Origin of the sequence: Streptomyces aidingensis (genome assembly GCF_900112355.1) — a bacterium.
GTDB lineage: Bacteria > Actinomycetota > Actinomycetes > Streptomycetales > Streptomycetaceae > Streptomyces > Streptomyces aidingensis.
In genome coordinates, this window is the sequence record NZ_FOLM01000008.1 from 79368 (window position 1) to 95403 (window position 16036).

Below are 16036 nucleotides of genomic sequence, written 5' to 3' on the forward strand. Positions count from 1 at the left end.
CCTAGACCGACTTCATCTCAAAGGGGTCATGCTCATTGATCAGCTTGTCGAGCCGGGCCTGGTCCACCCGGGTGGTCATCTCCTGAATCTCCTGCCGGTCCCGGACGACCTTGGCCAGGGTGAAGGCCGAGGTGACCACGTAGACCAGGCCGAGGCCCAGAAAGGCGCGCTCCCAGGTGCCCAGCGGCATCCGGGCGACCGCCACGGTCACGGCCGTCAGCGCGACGGCGAAGGACAGCACCGCCTGCACGTAGTACGCGGTGGTCATCGGTCTGCGGATGGGTGGTGGCGTCATGGCAACCACCCTCCCGCCGGGCCGCCGCCCCGGCCATCCGTACTTGCCCTCACTTCGTCTAGGTATGAGGAGCAGAAACCCCCATGCGCACCGCACCGTATCCGCCCTTCGAACCCCGCAGGCACGGCCTGCTCGACGTCGGCGACGGCCATCACATCCACTGGGAGGAGGGCGGCAGTCCGCGCGGCCGGCCGGCCCTGGCGGTGCACGGCGGGCCCGGCTCCGGGACCCGGACCGGCGGCGGCCATGGCCTGCTCGATCCCCAGCGGTACCGGATCATCCGCTTCGACCAGCGCAACTGCGGGCGGAGCACCCCGCACGCCGCCGACCCGGCCACCTCACTGGCCCACAACACCACCCACCACCTGGTCGCCGACATGGAACGGCTCCGGGTCCATCTCGGCGTCGAGCGCTGGCTGCTGCACGGCGGCTCCTGGGGCTCCACGCTGATCCTGGCCTATGCCGAGGCCCATCCGGAGCGGGTCTCGGAGATCGTCATCGCCGCGGTCACCACCACCCGCCGCTCGGAGATCGACTGGCTCTACCGGGGCGTCGGCCGCTTCTTCCCCGAGGCGCTGCACCGCTTCCGCACCGCGCCCGGCCTGCCCGCCTTCCCGGCGGACGCGCCGCCCGCCACCCCGGATCTGCTGGCCGCCTACGCCCGGCTGATGGAGCATCCGGATCCGGCGGTGCGGGAGCGGACCGCCGACGCCTGGTGTGCCTGGGAGGACACGGTGCTGTCCCTGGAGGACAACCCGGGCCCGTCACCGTTCGGCGGCCGGCCGTCCCCGGACCGGCAGGCCCTGGTGCGGATCTGCGCCCACTATTTCTCCCACGGGGCCTGGCTGCGGGAGGGGCAGCTGCTGGCCGAGGCGCACCGGCTGAAGGGCATCCCGGGGGTGCTGGTGCACGGCCGGCTGGATCTGGGCGGGCCGCCGGACACGGCCTGGGAGCTGGCCCGGGCCTGGCCGGACGCCAGGCTGGTCATCGTGGCCGAATCCGGCCATCTGGGCACCGAGACCAGCCGCGCCCGGGTCAGGGCGGCGTTCGACGAGTTCGCCGGCCGTCCCTGACCGGCCCGCCGGCTACGGTTGCCGGCCGGCCGCCGGAAGGGGTCTCCTCCCGGCGGCCGGCCGCTCTCTCACCCTGATCCCTCCATCAGGTCCGGTACCGGCTCCGCGGCCTGTCAGGCGGCGGTGCCGTGGTGGCCACCCCAGCCCCGGCCGGGGTGCCAGCCCCACCAGCACGGCTTCTTCTTCGTCTTGAAGACGTCGTACATGGCGTAGTAGGCGGGCTTCTTGGAGTAGTCCTCGTTGAACAGCAGGGGGGCGCCCTGGCCCTCGAACCAGCCGGGAACCCAGGAGTCGCTGTCGCGCAGGCCCCACACGGTGATGCCGGTGCAGCCGTCCACGTTCACGCAGGCCTGGGTGACGGCGCGGAACTGCTCGGCCTGGGCGGCCAGCTTCTCCTCGGTGGCCGGCATGTCCATGCGGATGTCCAGCTCGGTGATCACGACCTCCAGTCCGAGGTCGGCGAAGCGCTGGATGTTCGCCTCGTAGCTCTCGGCGTCGTAGAGGTCGAGGATCATGTGCGACTGGATGCCCACGCCGTGGATCGGGACGCCGTCCGCCAGCAGGTCCTTGACCAGCTCGTACATGGCGTCGCTCTTGGGGCCGATGCCGTCCGTGTTGTAGTCGTTGATGAAGAGCTTGGCCCGGGGGTCGGCGGCGTGCGCGGCCCGGAAGGCGTCGGCGATGTAGTCCTCGCCGAGGGTCTGGTAGAACTTGGTCTCGCGGAAGGTGCCGTCCTCGTTGAACACCTCGTTGACCACGTCCCAGCGCTGAACCTTGCCCTTGTAGTGGCTCACCACCTCCGTGATGTGGTTCTCGGTGACCTCGCTGAGCTCCTCGGCGGTGAACTCGCCCTCGTTGACCCAGGCGGGGAGCTGGCTGTGCCAGACCAGCACATGACCGTAGACGAGCTGGTGGTTCTTCCGGGCGAAGTCGATCAGCCGGTCGCCCGGTTCGAAGTTGAACTCACCGGGCGCGGGCTCGATGGTCTCCCACTTCATGACGTTCTCGGGCGTGACGCTGCTGAACTCCCTGGCGACGGTGCGCGCGTACGTCTCGTCGCTCAGTTTGTCGTCGGCCACCGCGACGCCGACGAAGCGGTGGTCCTGCTTCCAGGCGACGGACCGAAGCGTCTTCTTCGGCGCCGCTTCCGCCGTGCCGGAGGTGCCCATGACCAGGGCGCCCGAGGCCAGCGCCCCGATCAGCACTCCCGCGGCGGCTCTGCGCACTCTTGAGGACATCGATGTCCCTTCTGTCGTTGCCCCCTGCGAATGACCCGGCCTGTTCTATGGGCACCGGGAAACCGCGTCAATCCTTCCGGAACAACTCCGAAAAACTTTCGACATCGGAACCCTCGCGGACCGGCTGTTCATGGCTGAGTGCGTGGATACCATCACGCCAGGTGAGGAGAGGCCCCTGTGGTTCGCCGGGTGGTCGTCCGGGGCTCGCCCAAAGTTCCGGCGATTGGCCGAAAATTTCTGCCAGCGGGGGCGGGACCGGTGCCGTGGCCGGCGGACCGGACGGACGAGGGACCCCTGGAGTCCTTATCTCTGGCTTGTCCCTGGCTTGTCCCCGGCGTCCCCCGCGGGAGTCCCGGGCGGAGCGCCGGGGCCGTCTGAGGAGGGTCCCGTGGGGACGGTAAGGAGGGAACCGGCCGGGAAGGCCGGGAAAGACCGGGCAGGTGTCCGATGCCCGGCCGGGTCCTCAGCGAGGAGTGTGGGGTGTGCACCGGGGCGGGCCCGGGGCGACGACCGCCGGGAGGCACCCATGTACCCCGACCCCTACGCCATCCGCAGCCGGATCGACGATCTGCACCGGGAGGCCGCGCACCAGCGCCTGGCCGGCGAGGCCCGGCGGCTCCGCCGGGCCGCCCGCCGCCGGGAACGCGGCAGGGACATCCCGGCGCAGGACGGGCCGGAGGGCCGGGGCCGCCCGGGCGGCGACGGGCGCCGCCGGCGCCGGGGCCCCGGCCGGTTCCGGCTGACGGCATGAGCGGCACATCCGGCCGTCCGGCCGCCGCTCCGGCCTTCCCGCCCGCCCCCACCGCCCCGTCCGTCCCGGCCGTCGCGCGGGCCGCGGCGGCGCCGGCCGGGCACGGCGGGCCGCCGGGGCGGGCGGCTCTGCCAGGGGTGAAAACTCCTTCGGGACTGTCGGACCCCTGTGCGATCCTTCCTGACATGCAGAGCCGCACCGTCAGTCCCGTCTTCGTCGGCCGTGAGCAGGAGCGCGCCAGCCTCACCCAGGCGCTGGAGCGCGCCGCGGCCGGCGAGCCGCAGGCGCTGCTGCTGGGCGGCGAGGCGGGCGTCGGCAAGAGCCGCCTGGTGGAGGAATACGGCCGCCAGGCCGTGGCGGCCGGAGCGCTGGTGGCGCTCGGCGCCTGTGTGGAGATCGGGGTGGACGGCCTGCCCTTCGCGCCGGTCTCCGCCCTGCTCCGTTCGCTGCACCGGCAGCTCGGCGAGGAGCTGACCGCCGCCGCCGGCGGATTCGGCGGCGGCGAGCTGGCCCGGCTGCTGCCGGAGCTGGGCGAGCCAGGAGCCGCCGAGCACGGCGCCCGGGACGAGGACGGCCGCGCCCGGCTGTTCGAGCTGACCACCCGCCTGCTGGAATCCCTCGCCGCCGAGCGCACCCTGGTCCTCATCGTGGAGGACCTGCACTGGGCCGACCGCTCCACCCGCGAGCTGCTCGGCTATCTCTTCCGTTCCCTCCAGCTCGGCCGGATCGTCCTGCTCACCACCTACCGCTCGGACGACATCCACCGCCGCCATCCGCTGCGTCCCTTCCTCGCCGAGCTGGACCGCACCCGCACCGTGCGCCGGCTGGAGCTGCCCCGCTTCACGCGGGACGAGGTGCGCCGCCAGATCGCCGGCATCCAGGGCAGCGAGCCCAATCCCGGGCTGGTCGACCACATCTTCCGCCGCTCCGACGGCAACGCCTTCTTCGTCGAGGAACTGGCCTGCTGCGACGGCGACAGCCGCGCCGCCGGCTCCATCTCCGACTCGGTCCGGGACCTGCTGCTGGTCCGGGTCGAGGCGCTGCCCGAGCACACCCAGCGGCTGATCCGGGTCCTCGCCGAGGGCGGCTCCCGGGTGGAGTACGGCCTGCTGCGCGCCGTCGCCGGCCTCGGGGAGGACGAGCTGATCGACGCCCTGCGCGGCGCCATCGGCGCCAACATCGTCCAGGCCGACGAGGACGACACCTACCGCTTCCGGCACGCCCTGGTCCGCGAGGCGGTGGACGACGATCTCCTCCCCGGCGAGCGCTCCCGGCTGCGCCGCCGCTACGCCGAGGCACTGGAGCAGACCCCGGCCCTGGTCCGGGACGAGGAGCGGGCCGCCCGCCTGGCCAGCTACTGGTACCACGCGCACGACGCCGCCAAGGCGCTGCCCGCCGTGCTCCAGGCCGCCGCCCGGGCCCGCAGCCGTTACGCCTACGCCGAGCAGCTCAATCTGCTGGAGCGGGCCATGGAGCTGTGGGAGGAGGCGCCCGCGGAGGTGCGGCTGCTCAGCCGGGCCGAGGCCGTCGAGTCCTACCCGCTGTGCGACTGCTCCGACGAGGAGCTGTCCTTCCTGGACATCCTGGCCGAGACGGCGGTCGCGGCCCGGCTGGCCGGCGAGGTGGAGCGCGGCCTGTCCGTGGTCAAGCGCGCACTGCGCCGGGTGGACGCCGAGGGGCATCCGCTGCGCGCCGCCTGGTTCTGGGTGCAGCAGTCCAAACTGATCCGGCAGCTGGCCCGCGGGGACGGCCGATGCGAGCTGGACCACGCCCAGGAACTGCTGAAGGACCGGCCGCCCTCACCGGTGCACGCCCGGGTGCTGATGGAGGCGGCCGGCTGGGGCGGCATGTACCGGCAGGGGCCGGAGAGCGTGGAGATCGCCGAGCGTGCGGTGACCCTGGCCCGCCAGGTGGGTGACGAGGAGTGCGAGCTGCACGCCCTGCTCAGCCGGGGCGGCCTGCGGGTGGCGCTGGGCGATGCCGAGGCCGGCCTGGCCGACTACCAGACCGTCCGCCGCCGGGTGCTGGAGAGCGGCCATGTCGGCGTGATCACCCGCAGCCATGTCAATCTGCCCGACGCGCTGGAGGGCATGGGCCGTTCCGCCGAGGCGATCGAGGTGTGCGCCGAGGGCATCGAGCTGACCCGCCGCTTCGGCATCCAGGACTCCCGCGCCTGGATGTACCACAACCAGTCCGAGTCGCTGTTCTCCCTCGGCCGGTGGGACGAGGCCCTGGAGGCGGCCCGGGAGGCGCGGCGCAGCGCGCAGAGCCCCACCGCCCGGGCGCTGGCCGCCCGGGCCTTCGCCGAACTGGCGCTCGGCCGGGGCGATCTGGAGGCCGCCAGCAGCGAACTGCACCGCATGTCCGAGGAGTACGGCCGCTTCCAGGGCGCCCCGCAGCACTGGCTGCCCCAGTTGGAGGTGCGGCTGGGCCTGGCCGCCCTGGAGGGCCGCATCCTCCAGGTGCGCGAGGTGCTCCAGCAGGCCACCGGCGGCGGCATCTCCCGCTACTTCTGGCCGCTGCTGCGCGAGGCCGCCTCGGCCGAGGCCCGTGCGGCGGACGTGGCGGCCGGCGCACCCGGCCGGGCCGAGGCGGTGGCCCGCATCCGCGGGACGGCCGCCCTGCTGCCCGTCCACTATCCGGTCTGGGAGGCGCACCGGCTGCTGGTCGAGGCCGAACTGCGCCATGCCGAGGGCCGGGCGGACGCGGACCGCTGGGCGGAGGTGACGGACGCCCTGGAAAAGGCCGAGCGCCCCTATCTGCTGGCCCTGGCCCGGACGGGCCGGGCCGAGTCCCTGCTCGCCGAGGGGGACCGGGCCGGCGCGGCCGAGGTGCTGCGGCCGGCCCATGCCACCGCCCGGCGGCTCGGCGCCGCGCCGCTGGCCGGGCGGATCGAGAAGCTGGCCCAGCGCGGCGGCCTCGGCCCGCTCACCCCCGGCGGGCAGCGGCCCGGCGGGCCGGCCGCTGCCGCCGCTTCCGGGCCGGGCCTGACCGCCCGGGAGCGGGATGTGCTCTCCCTGGTCGCGGCCGGCCGCAGCAACCGGCAGATAGCCGAGGAACTGTTCATCTCCCCGAAGACGGTCAGCGTGCACGTCTCCAACATCCTGGCCAAGCTGGAGGTCTCCGGCCGGGGCGAGGCCGCCGCCCTCGCCCACCGTCTCGGCCTGCTGGCCCCCGCCGCCGCTCCGGCCCGGTAGCCCCGCCCGGCACCGGCCGTTCCGACAGACCCGACAGACCCGACAGACCTGACGGACCTGACGGACCCGACGGACCGGGCTCAGGCGCCGCCGGTGCTCCGCGGCTCCCCGCAGCGCGGACAGCGGGCCGCGCCGCGCGGCTCCACCACAGAGCCGCAGCCGGCACACACCCGGTCGAGCAGGCAGGCCGGCTCCCCGCCCTGCGCCGGGTCCGCCGCCGCCTCCCGGGGCGGGGTGCCGATGGCCAGCCCGGGGCGTCTGCGGTGCACCGTCAGATAGACCAGCCCGCCTTCGTCCCCGCCCTCGCCCCCGTCCGCGGCCCGTACCCCGCGGACCGTGCCGCGCTCCAGCAGCAGCACCGTGCCGGGCAGCAGCTCGTGCGCGGTGCCGTCGCGCCGCAGCGTGCCCCGGCCCGCCAGACCGGCCACCAGCACATCCAGGGCCGGTTCCACATGGTCGGCGACGTCCCTGCCCGGCGGCAGCCGGACGATGTTGGCGTCGAGCTGCCGTGCCTCGCCGGTCAGCCGCCACAGCGCCCCGGCCCGGTCCCCCGCGGCCCCCCGCAGCAGCTCCGCCACCCTCACCAGCCCGGCGTCCCCGCCACCCGTGCTCTCGCCCATGCCGCACATGATCCCACCCCGCTCCCCGCCGCCCGGCGGCCCCGTGCGCAAACGCCCGGCGAACCGTCCGAAAACGGCCGTCCCGCCGGCCGCGAGGGCGGGATAACGTGCCGGTCTGTCCACGAACAGGGGGATCCGCATGGCAGCTCGGCCCGTCGTCGATCTCAAGGCACTCGGCCCGGATTTCCACCGGGACCCGTATCCCGTCTACGCCCGGCTCCGCGCCGAGGGCCCGGTCCACCCGGTGCGCGATCCGGACGGCGAGGAGCTGTGGCTGGTCGTCGGCCACGAGGCGTGCCGCACCGCCTACACCCACCCGCTGCTCAGCCGGGACTGGCGCAAGTCCGGCGATGTCCGCCAGATCATCAACACCGACCAGGACCAGCCCGCCCTGGCCCACATGCTGATGTCCGACCCGCCGGAGCACACCCGGTTACGCCGGCTGGTGGCCAAGGAGTTCACCCCGCGCCGCATCCAGGCGCTGGCCCCGCGCATCCAGCAGCTCACCGGCGAACTGCTGGACGCCATGCTGGCCCGGCCCGAGCGGCGGGCCGATCTGATCGCCGCCTTCGCCTTCCCGCTGCCCATGACCGTCATCTGCGAACTGCTCGGCGTGCCCGCGCTGGACCGGGCCGCCTTCCGCGCCTGGTCCGACGAAATGGTGGCGCGCACCAGCCCGGAGGCCGAGGCCCGCGCCTACCGGGAGATGCCCGCCTATCTGGCCGGGCTGATCGAGGCCAAGCGGGCCGATCCCGGCGACGACCTGCTCAGCGCGCTGATCCACACCGCGGACGCGGACGACGACCGGCTCGGGCCCGACGAACTGATCGGCATGTGCGTGCTGCTGCTCATCGCCGGGCACGAGACCACGGTCAATCTGATCGGCAACGGCATGCGGGCGCTGTTCGCCCACCCCGGCCAGTTCGCCGCGCTGCGCGCCGACCCCGACGGCCTGCTCGACGGCGCCATCGAGGAGATGCTGCGCTACGACGGGCCGGTGGAGACCTGCACCGACCGGCTGGCGCTGGCCGATGTGGAGATCGGCGGGGTGACCATCCCGGCCGGCGCCACCGTGCTGATCGCCACCGCGGACGCCGACCGCGACCCGGAACGCTTCCCCGAGCCGGACCGGTTCGACATCCGCCGGGACGCCCGGGGCCATATCGCCTTCGGCCACGGCCTGCACTACTGCCTGGGCGCGCCGCTGGCCCGGCTGGAGGCCCGGATCGCCTTCCGGTCGCTGCTGGAACGCTGCCCCGGCCTGGCGCCGGACGCCGACGAGGCCACCCTGCCCTGGATGCCGGGGCTGCTGATCAGGGGCGTGCGGAAGCTGCCCGTGCGCTGGTGAGCGTCAGTTCACCCGCAGCCGGAGGATCCGGTCGTCCTCCGGCTGCGGACTGCCGCGGCCGTCGGTCTCGTTGGTGACCAGCAGCAGCTCCCCCTCGCCCACCGCCTGCACGGTGCGCAGCCGGCCGTACTCGCCCTCCAGGAACGCCCGCGGCTCACCGGCCGAGCCGTCCTCGCCGATGCCGATCCGCCACAGCCGTTCGCCGCGCAGCGAGGCCATCCACAGCGCGCCGGAGTTCCAGGCCAGCCCGCTGGGCGAGGCCTCGTCCGTCGGCCACTGGAGCACCGGGTCGATGAAGCCCTGTTCCGCGCCGCCGCTGCCCTCGGTCTCCGGCCAGCCGTAGTTGCCGCCGGGCTCGATCAGATTGAGCTCGTCCCAGGCCCGGTCGCCGAACTCCGAGGCCCACAGCCGGTCCTGGTCGTCCCAGGCCAGGCCCTGCACATTGCGGTGGCCCAGGGAGTACACCGGTGAGCCCGCGGCGGGATTGTCCCCCGGCACCTCGCCGTCCGGGGTCACCCGCAGGATCTTGCCGGCCAGGGAGTCCGCATCCTGCGCCAGCCCGGGCTCGTCCCCGGTGTCCCCGGTGGCGATGTAGAGCATGCCGTCCGGGCCGAAGGCGATCCGGCCGCCGTTGTGCCGGGACCGGCTGCTCGGGATGCCGGTGAACACCTCCTCCGGCTCGCCCAGCGCCGGGTTCTGCGCGTCGTAGGCCATCCGCAGCACCCGGTTGTCCTCCTCGGTGGTGCAGTAGACGTAGAGCAGGCCGTCGTCCAGCGCCAGGCCCAGCAGACCGCCCTCCGCGCCCGTCACCACCCCCGGCACGGTGGCGAGTTCGGTGACCTCGCCGCTCGCCGGGTCGATGTGCGAGACGGTGGCCTCGTCCCGGGAGCCGACCAGCAGCCCGCCGTCCGCCGGCACCGCCAGGCCCCACGGCGAGGGCAGCGACTGCGCCACCGTCTCCGCCACCTCGGCCGACGCCTCGCCGTCGTCCTGCCGCGGCGGGGCCGAACCCTCCGGGCCCTGCCGTGTCCCGCCGGGCCCGGCCGGCTCCGCGCCGTCGTCCGCCCCGCCGCATCCGGCGCCGGCCACACCCAGCAGGGCGGCCACCGCCGCGGCGGCCAGCGTGTTCCTCGTCCGCGTCCCACGGCTTCGCATCCGCCGTCGCCTCCGTTCGGCCGGAATTCCGCTCACCCCCACAGCACACCACACCGCCGCCCCGGCCGCGGCGCATCCCCGGCCGGCACCCGGCACGGCCCCGGTCAGTCCCAGGAGGACCGGGCCGGCGGCAGGGTGGTGAGCTCGTGCAGATCGGCGGGGGTGAGGCGGAGGCCGTCCGCGGCGCAGTTCTCCCGCGCCCAGCGCTCCTTCTTGGTGCCCGGCAGCGGAATCACCACCGGGCTCAGCGCCAGCAGCCAGGCCAGCGCCGCCTGCGCCGGGGTGGCCCCCGGATGGCGGGCCGCGACCCGCCGCAGCCCGGCCACCACCGGCTGGTTGACGGCCATCATCTCGGCGGTGAACCGCGGGTCGTCGGCGCGCAGATCGCCCGTCTCGAAGCCGCCGCCGCAGGTCAGCGTCCCGGTCAGAAACCCCCGCCCCAGCGGCATCGCCGCCAGCAGCCCCACCCCGTGCGCCTCGCACCAGGGCAGCAGCTCGGTACGCGCCCGCTGCGCCCACACCGACAGCTCCGTCTGCACACTGCTCACCGGAAAGACCTGCTGGAGCCGGGCCAGCAGCTCCGGCACGGCCGTGCGGCCCCCGCCGCGGGCGGCGGCCGGCCGGTCCAGGGCGCACACGCCCAGCGCCCGCACCTTGCCGGCCGTCACCAGCTCCGCCATGGCGCCCCAGGTCTCCTCCACCGGCACCTCCGGGTCCGGCCGGTGGAGCTGATAAAGGTCGATGACCTCGGTCTGGAGCCGGCGCAGCGAGGCGTCGCAGGCCCGCCGGACGTACGCCGGGCGGCCGTTGGCCACCAGATGCCGGTCGCCCACCAGCAGCCCGCACTTGGCGGCCACAAAGGCGTCCCGGCGCCGCTCCTTGAGCACCCGCCCCAGCAGCAGCTCATTGGTGAACGGGCCGTATGCGTCGGCGGTGTCCAGCAGGGTGGCACCGGCGTCCAGCGCCGCGTGCACCGCCCGCACCGCCGTCTCGCCGTGCTGCTCGGAAGGGGCATACCCCCAGGTCATCGGCATGCAGCCAAGACCTATCGCGCCCACCCGGAGCGCTCCCGCGCCCAATACCCGCTCCCGCACCTGACGTCCGTTCCTCCCCGCCGGCCACCGTCCGGCGCCTCGCCGGCCGGGGTGGTCCGGCCCCGGAACCTCCAACGTATCCGGCGCACCGGACACCCGCCCGCGCCGCCCCGTCCGCCCCCTCGGCCCCGCTCACCCCGTGCGCCCCGGCCGGCCGCCGGTCCGGGGCTTAGCCTGACCCGCATGACCAACGGTGACGTCTGGCTGCCCCTGCCCCCCGAGGAGATCGGCTCCCTGCCCGCCGCCCTCACCTACCACCACTGGAACGGCGAGGGCGGCTTCCCCGCCGACCCCGCCGACTGCGTCTTCTACGCCGTGCCCTACATGAAGCCCGCCGAGACGGTGCTGCGCCCGCTGCGCGAGATGTCCCGGCTGCGCGTGGCGCAGACCCTGACCGCCGGCTACGAGCACATGCTGCCCGGGCTGACCGCCATGCCCGCCGGGGCCCTGCTCTGCAACGCCGGGGACCTGCACAACACCAGCACCGCCGAACTCGCCCTGACGCTCGTCCTGGCCGCCCAGCGCGGCATCCCGGAGGCCGTGCGCGACCAGTCCGCGGGCCGCTGGCGGCCCGCGGTCCGCCCCTCCCTGGCCGACCGCACCGTGCTGATCGTCGGCTACGGCGGCATCGGCGCGGCCATCGAGGACCGCCTGGCGCCGTTCCGGGTGCGGCGCGTGCTGCGGGTCGCGGGCAGCGCCCGGCAGAGCCCGCGCGGACCCGTGCACGCCCCCGCCGACCTGCCCGGGCTGCTGCCCGACGCCGAGGTGGTGATCCTGTGCACCCCGCTCTCGGACGCCACCCGCGGCCTGGCCGGCGCCGACTTCCTGGCCCGGATGCCGGACGGCGCACTGCTGGTGAACGTCTCCCGCGGCCCGGTGGTGGACACCAAGGCCCTGCTCGCCGAACTGGAGACCGGCCGGCTGCGGGCGGCCCTGGACGTCACCGACCCGGAGCCGCTGCCCGCCGGCCACCCGCTCTGGCACGCCCCCGGCGTACTGATCACCCCGCATGTCGGCGGCGCCTCCAGCGCTTTCCGGCCGCGCGCGGAGCTGCTGCTGCGCGGCCAGCTCACCCGGTTCGCGGTGGGCGAGCCGCTGCGCCATGTGGTGGCCACCGCCTGAGCCGGGACGGCCGCGCCCCGGACCGCGGGCCGGGTGCCGCGCGCCGCCGGAGCGCACCCCGGTGCGCGGCGTGCGCGGCGTGCACGGCGTGCGTGGAATGCGTGGAGGACGGCGAAGAAAAAGGCAGAAGAAGGGGCAGAAGAAAGGAGAGGGGCGGAGAAGGGGCGGAGATTACCACAACAGACGCCTATATCAGACACATCCCCAGACTGTCACTCAGAGTTGTGAAGTTATGCCACTGAGTGACACTCTGGTGTAGTGTCCGACAGGTGGCGTGCCCGGGAACGACAGGGGGGCGACAGCCAATGCACAGCGCATCCAAGGCAATTCAGCCGCACGGCCGCCGGCGGCCGGCTGTGGACACCGCCCGGGGACCCGCCCGGGACCGCACCGGTGACCAGGCCCCCGCACCGGCGGGCATCCCGGCTGTCCTTCCGCCGTTTCCGCCGTCCGGACGCCCCGGACCGCGCGCCGGATACCGTCTGCAGCTCCTGGTGGTGCTGGTGTGCGCGGGGTACGCAACGGGCGCCGCGTTCGGCTGGGGCTCGACCCGGCTCGCGCTGATCATGGGGGACTTCGGCCTGTCCGCCGCGGCCCTGGTGGCCTGCGGCTCCTGTCTGAGCTACGCCTGGATGCGGGCCGGCCGGTTCCGGCCCGCGTGGACACTGTTCGGCCTCTCCTCACTGATGCTGGGGCTGGGCAACGGAGTCTGGGGCTGGTACGAGGTGGTGCTCGCCCGGCCGGTGCCGCGCACCTCCGCCGCGGACCTCTGCTTCCTGCTGTTCGCCCCGCTGGCCATCGTCGGCCTGCTGATGCTGGCCAAGCGGCCGGTCAGCCGGGCCGGATGGATCTGCCTGGTGCTGGACGCCTGGCTGATCGGCGGCTCGCTGCTGATCCTGTCCTGGAGCCTGGCACTGGCCCACACCGCGCAGGTGCAGGGCGAGACGGTGTTCCGGGCGGCCCTGTCGCTGGCCTATCCGCTGCTGGACATCGCGCTGGTCTCGATGGTGCTGGTGCTGCACTTCCGGCGCACCACCGTGCACCGCTGCGCGATCAACACCGCCATCGGCTCGCTGGCCCTGACCGTGCTGTGCGACGCGCTCTTCATCTCCCCGCTGATGCAGGAGCAGTACGCCTCCGGCCAGCTGCTGGACGCCGGCTGGTTCACCGGCTCGCTGCTGCTCGCCGCCGCCCCCTGGCTGGCCGACGACGCCCGGGTCTGCGGGAGCGCGGCTGCCGCGGCGGCCGACGGGGCGCCGGCGGGGGAGCACGCCGGCCCCGGGCCGGAACCGGACCGGGCCGCGGACCGGATCCCGGCGCACAGCGCCGTCCAGGGGCCCGGCCCGGTGCACGCCCCGCCCGGGGCGCCGCCGGGCGGCGCCCGGCCGCTGATCGGCTCGCTCACCGCCCTGACGCCCTATCTGGCCGCCGCCGTGTGCACGCTCTCCATCCTGCTCTCCACGGTCAACGGCGGTGCCCCGGACCGGGTGGTGCTGTTCTCGGCCTGCGCGCTGGTGCTGGCCCTGCTGGCCCGCCAGGGCATCATGCTGCTGGACAACATCGCCCTCACCCGCGAACTCGCCCGCGCCGAAAGCCACTTCCGTTCCATGGTGCAGGGCTCCAGCGATGTGATCATGATCGCGGCGCCGGACGGCGTGCTCCGCTATGTCAGCCCGGCCGCCGCCGGAGTGCTCGGACAGGAGGCCGAAACCCTCTACGGCCGCCGGCTGACCTCACTGATCCACCCGGAGGACACCGGCCCGGTCACCCACGAGCTGCGCCGCTTCCTGTCGGTGCCCGCCGCCCAGGAGCCGGCCACCAGGGTGGAGTGCCGCGTGCGGCACGGCGCCGGCCACTGGCTGAACGTCGAGTCCACCGTCAACCGCCACCAGGGCGGGCTGATCTTCAACAGCCGGGACGTCACCGAACGGGTCAGGCTCCAGGAGCAGTTGCAGCACAGCGCCTCGCACGACCCGCTGACCGACCTGCCGAACCGGGCCCTGTTCACCGAGCGGGTGCGCCAGGCCATCAGCGGGCGGCGCAGCGGGGACACCCCGGCCGCCGCGGTCTTCTACATCGACCTGGACGGCTTCAAGGCGGTCAACGACACGGTCGGCCACCAGGCCGGGGACGAGCTGCTGGTCCAGGCGGCGCGGCGGCTGCGCGAGTCGGTGCGCGCGGGCGACACCACCGCCCGGCTCGGCGGCGACGAGTTCGCCGCCCTGCTGACCGGCGAGCCGGGCGAGGACCAGGAGACCGCCGGCTCCGGCGCGGCGGGCGGGGGAGCGGTGGCGCGGAGCCGGGAGCAGCGGGTGCTGGAGATCGCCGAACGGGTGCGCGGCGCGCTGTCCCGCCCCTACCGGCTGGCGCAGACCGAGGTGCGGGTCGCCGCCAGCATCGGCGTCGCCTTCGCCGAGCCGGGCATCACCCCCGTCGTGCTGCTGCGCAACGCCGACCTGGCGATGTACCGGGCCAAGCAGAACGGCAAGGCGCGGGTGGAGCTCTACACCGCCACCCCGCCGGTGGACGGCCCCCGCCCGGCCGCCGGCCTGGTCGCCCCGCCGGCCCGCCCGCTGCCCGCCGCCCCGGGCCGTGCCGCGGCGCCGCAACCCCCGGCCGGGGCCGTGCCGCGGGCCGCGGCGGCCCGTGCCGCCGTGGGCCCGGTCCCCGGCGGCACGGCCGGAGAGGCGGCGGGCAGCACGGGGAACGGCCACCGGGAGGGCTTCCCGGCCCGGACGTCCGCTCCGGCGCCGCACTCCGCGGTGGCCGCCGGGTCCGGGGATCCGGTTCCGGCCGGCCCGGTACCGGGGGAGCGCGGCCGGGCTTCCGGCGGCAGGGCCGGGGAGGCGGCGGGCAGCACGGGGAACGGCCACCGGGAGGGCTTCCCGGCCCCGGTGGCCCCCGGGCAGCGCCCGGCCGGTGTTCCGGCAGGGCCGGCCACCGGCGGGCGGGACGCCGCGCCGGTCCGGCTCCCCGTACCCGGGGAGCCGGCGGGCCCGGCCGCGGACGATCCGCTGGACGGCGCGGTGCCGGGCAGCCCGGTGCGGGCCTACAGCGGCGGCTTCCGGCTGCTGCACCGGCCCGTCGCCGCGCTGGCCGACGGCCGGATCGTGGCGCTGGCGGCCGTCGCGGTCTGGAGCGGCGGCCGGCCGCAGCCCGCCGCCGAGCTGAGCCACTGGCTGCTGGAGGAGGCGGTGGCCGCTGCCGGGCGGCGCGCCGGCGCCGGCGCGCCGCCCGGCAGCGGCCACCCGGTGCGGGTGCCGCTCACCGCGTCCCGGCTGGCGGACCGGGCCTTCGCCCCCGGCGCCGTGCAGGGCCTGCTCGACCGGCACGCCGTCCCGCCGTCCGCGCTGACCCTGCTGCTGCGCGAGGGCGAAGCCTGCCTGCGGAACCCGGATCTGCTGGGCCGCCTCGCGGCACTGCGGGCCCTGGGCATCGCCGTCTGCCTGGACGGCTACGGCTGTACCGGCCCGTCCCCGGCCGTGCTGCACCGGCTGCCGCTGACCGCCGTCCGGCTCGGCCGGGAGCTGGTCGGCGGCCTGCCGGAGAACGCGGCGCTGCGCACGCTCACCGCCGGACTGCTGCGGCTGGCCGACGGCGAAGGGCTGCGCACCTGTGCCGAGGGCGTCGATCTGCCCGAGCAGGCGGCCGAGCTGCACGCCCTGGGCTGCGCGGAGGGGCAGGGCCGGGTCTTCGGCGAGCCGCAGGAGGAGGCGGAGCTCCGGCACACCCTCACCCGGGGAAGGGTACGCCCGAATAGTGAGACTTCGGTCCGTCTCGCTTGACACACGGCCCACGGCGGGAGGAAGGTCAGTGCCATGCGCACCCGAATTCTCGTACTTGGCAGGCGCGTCGGCTGACCCCGGGACGGACATCCCGCGGCCCGCACCGACGCGCTCCCCTCGCTTGCCTGACGGCACGAGGGGTTTTTTGTTGCACGGATTGACCGCAGCCGGCCCCGGCGGGCGGCAGGACACCCCGGCGGCAGGAGACCCCGGCGGCAGCCGCACCGGCGAGGGCCGCGCAGGCGGAGTAGAGAGAGTAAAGACTCCCCCTAGCGGCAGCCCGCATCATGCTGGACACCCCGCACGGTCCGGTCACCACCGGCCCCACGGCTCGACCCCGCCGCAGCCCCGTCCCGAC

General features: G+C 75.0%; 11 protein-coding genes. 6 read left to right on the forward strand and 5 right to left on the reverse strand.

The genetic code is table 11. The features are described 5' to 3' along the window. Window position 1 precedes the first annotated feature (1 nt). Window positions 2-295, reverse strand: a complete 294-nt coding sequence (locus BM242_RS15705; protein ID WP_093839462.1) for a YiaA/YiaB family inner membrane protein — start codon at window positions 293-295, stop codon at window positions 2-4. 83 nt (window positions 296-378) lie between these two features. Here BM242_RS15705 and pip point away from each other — a divergent pair, with 83 nt between their 5' ends. Next, on the forward strand, window positions 379-1368 hold the full coding sequence (gene pip / locus BM242_RS15710) for a prolyl aminopeptidase (RefSeq protein WP_093839463.1): 990 nt from the start codon (window positions 379-381) through the stop codon (window positions 1366-1368). Between the two features lie 113 nt (window positions 1369-1481). Here the strand turns inward: pip and BM242_RS15715 are convergent, their stop codons facing one another. Continuing rightward, entirely contained in the window at window positions 1482-2606 is a 1125-nt protein-coding gene (locus BM242_RS15715) for an endo-1,4-beta-xylanase (RefSeq protein ID WP_093839464.1), read from the reverse strand. A 526-nt stretch (window positions 2607-3132) separates the two neighbouring features. On the opposite strand from BM242_RS15715, the gene BM242_RS15720 reads away from it, so the two are divergent. Beyond that, the gene (locus BM242_RS15720) at window positions 3133-3357 is read left to right on the forward strand and encodes a hypothetical protein (RefSeq protein ID WP_093839465.1); all 225 of its coding nucleotides are present in this window, start codon (window positions 3133-3135) and stop codon (window positions 3355-3357) included. Between the two features lie 185 nt (window positions 3358-3542). After that, window positions 3543-6554, forward strand: a complete 3012-nt coding sequence (locus BM242_RS15725) for a helix-turn-helix transcriptional regulator (RefSeq protein WP_093839466.1) — start codon at window positions 3543-3545, stop codon at window positions 6552-6554. A gap of 80 nt (window positions 6555-6634) precedes the next feature. On the opposite strand, the gene BM242_RS15730 is transcribed toward BM242_RS15725, so the two are convergent. Continuing rightward, a complete protein-coding gene (locus tag BM242_RS15730) occupies window positions 6635-7174 on the reverse strand; it encodes a hypothetical protein (RefSeq protein ID WP_093839628.1) in 540 nt (179 codons plus the stop codon). Between the two features lie 139 nt (window positions 7175-7313). Here BM242_RS15730 and BM242_RS15735 point away from each other — a divergent pair, with 139 nt between their 5' ends. Next, window positions 7314-8522: a cytochrome P450 family protein gene (locus BM242_RS15735; RefSeq protein WP_093839467.1), complete on the forward strand. Its 1209-nt coding sequence runs from the start codon at window positions 7314-7316 to the stop codon at window positions 8520-8522. 3 nt (window positions 8523-8525) lie between these two features. Here BM242_RS15735 and BM242_RS15740 read toward each other — a convergent pair whose 3' ends face one another. Then, on the reverse strand, window positions 8526-9677 hold the full coding sequence (locus BM242_RS15740; RefSeq protein WP_093839468.1) for a PQQ-dependent sugar dehydrogenase: 1152 nt from the start codon (window positions 9675-9677) through the stop codon (window positions 8526-8528). Between the two features lie 104 nt (window positions 9678-9781). After that, complete coding sequence (locus BM242_RS15745) at window positions 9782-10771, reverse strand: aldo/keto reductase (RefSeq protein ID WP_093839469.1); 990 nt, start codon at window positions 10769-10771, stop codon at window positions 9782-9784. A 183-nt stretch (window positions 10772-10954) separates the two neighbouring features. On the opposite strand from BM242_RS15745, the gene BM242_RS15750 reads away from it, so the two are divergent. Then, window positions 10955-11893, forward strand: coding sequence for a 2-hydroxyacid dehydrogenase (locus BM242_RS15750; RefSeq protein WP_093839470.1), 939 nt, complete (start codon window positions 10955-10957; stop codon window positions 11891-11893). Between the two features lie 503 nt (window positions 11894-12396). Continuing rightward, window positions 12397-15678, forward strand: coding sequence for a diguanylate cyclase domain-containing protein (locus BM242_RS29455; RefSeq protein WP_245834127.1), 3282 nt, complete (start codon window positions 12397-12399; stop codon window positions 15676-15678). Window positions 15679-16036: the final 358 nt, after the last annotated feature.

Excerpts from the sequence above, each read along its gene's own strand:
- BM242_RS15705 (WP_093839462.1), bottom strand. The coding sequence starts at position 295 with ATGACGCCACCACCCATCCGCAGACCGATGACCACCGCGTACTACGTG.
- pip (WP_093839463.1), top strand. The coding sequence starts at position 379 with ATGCGCACCGCACCGTATCCGCCCTTCGAACCCCGCAGGCACGGCCTG.
- BM242_RS15715 (WP_093839464.1), bottom strand. The coding sequence starts at position 2,606 with ATGTCCTCAAGAGTGCGCAGAGCCGCCGCGGGAGTGCTGATCGGGGCG.
- BM242_RS15720 (WP_093839465.1), top strand. The coding sequence starts at position 3,133 with ATGTACCCCGACCCCTACGCCATCCGCAGCCGGATCGACGATCTGCAC.
- BM242_RS15725 (WP_093839466.1), top strand. The coding sequence starts at position 3,543 with ATGCAGAGCCGCACCGTCAGTCCCGTCTTCGTCGGCCGTGAGCAGGAG.
- BM242_RS15730 (WP_093839628.1), bottom strand. The coding sequence starts at position 7,174 with ATGGGCGAGAGCACGGGTGGCGGGGACGCCGGGCTGGTGAGGGTGGCG.
- BM242_RS15735 (WP_093839467.1), top strand. The coding sequence starts at position 7,314 with ATGGCAGCTCGGCCCGTCGTCGATCTCAAGGCACTCGGCCCGGATTTC.
- BM242_RS15740 (WP_093839468.1), bottom strand. The coding sequence starts at position 9,677 with ATGCGAAGCCGTGGGACGCGGACGAGGAACACGCTGGCCGCCGCGGCG.
- BM242_RS15750 (WP_093839470.1), top strand. The coding sequence starts at position 10,955 with ATGACCAACGGTGACGTCTGGCTGCCCCTGCCCCCCGAGGAGATCGGC.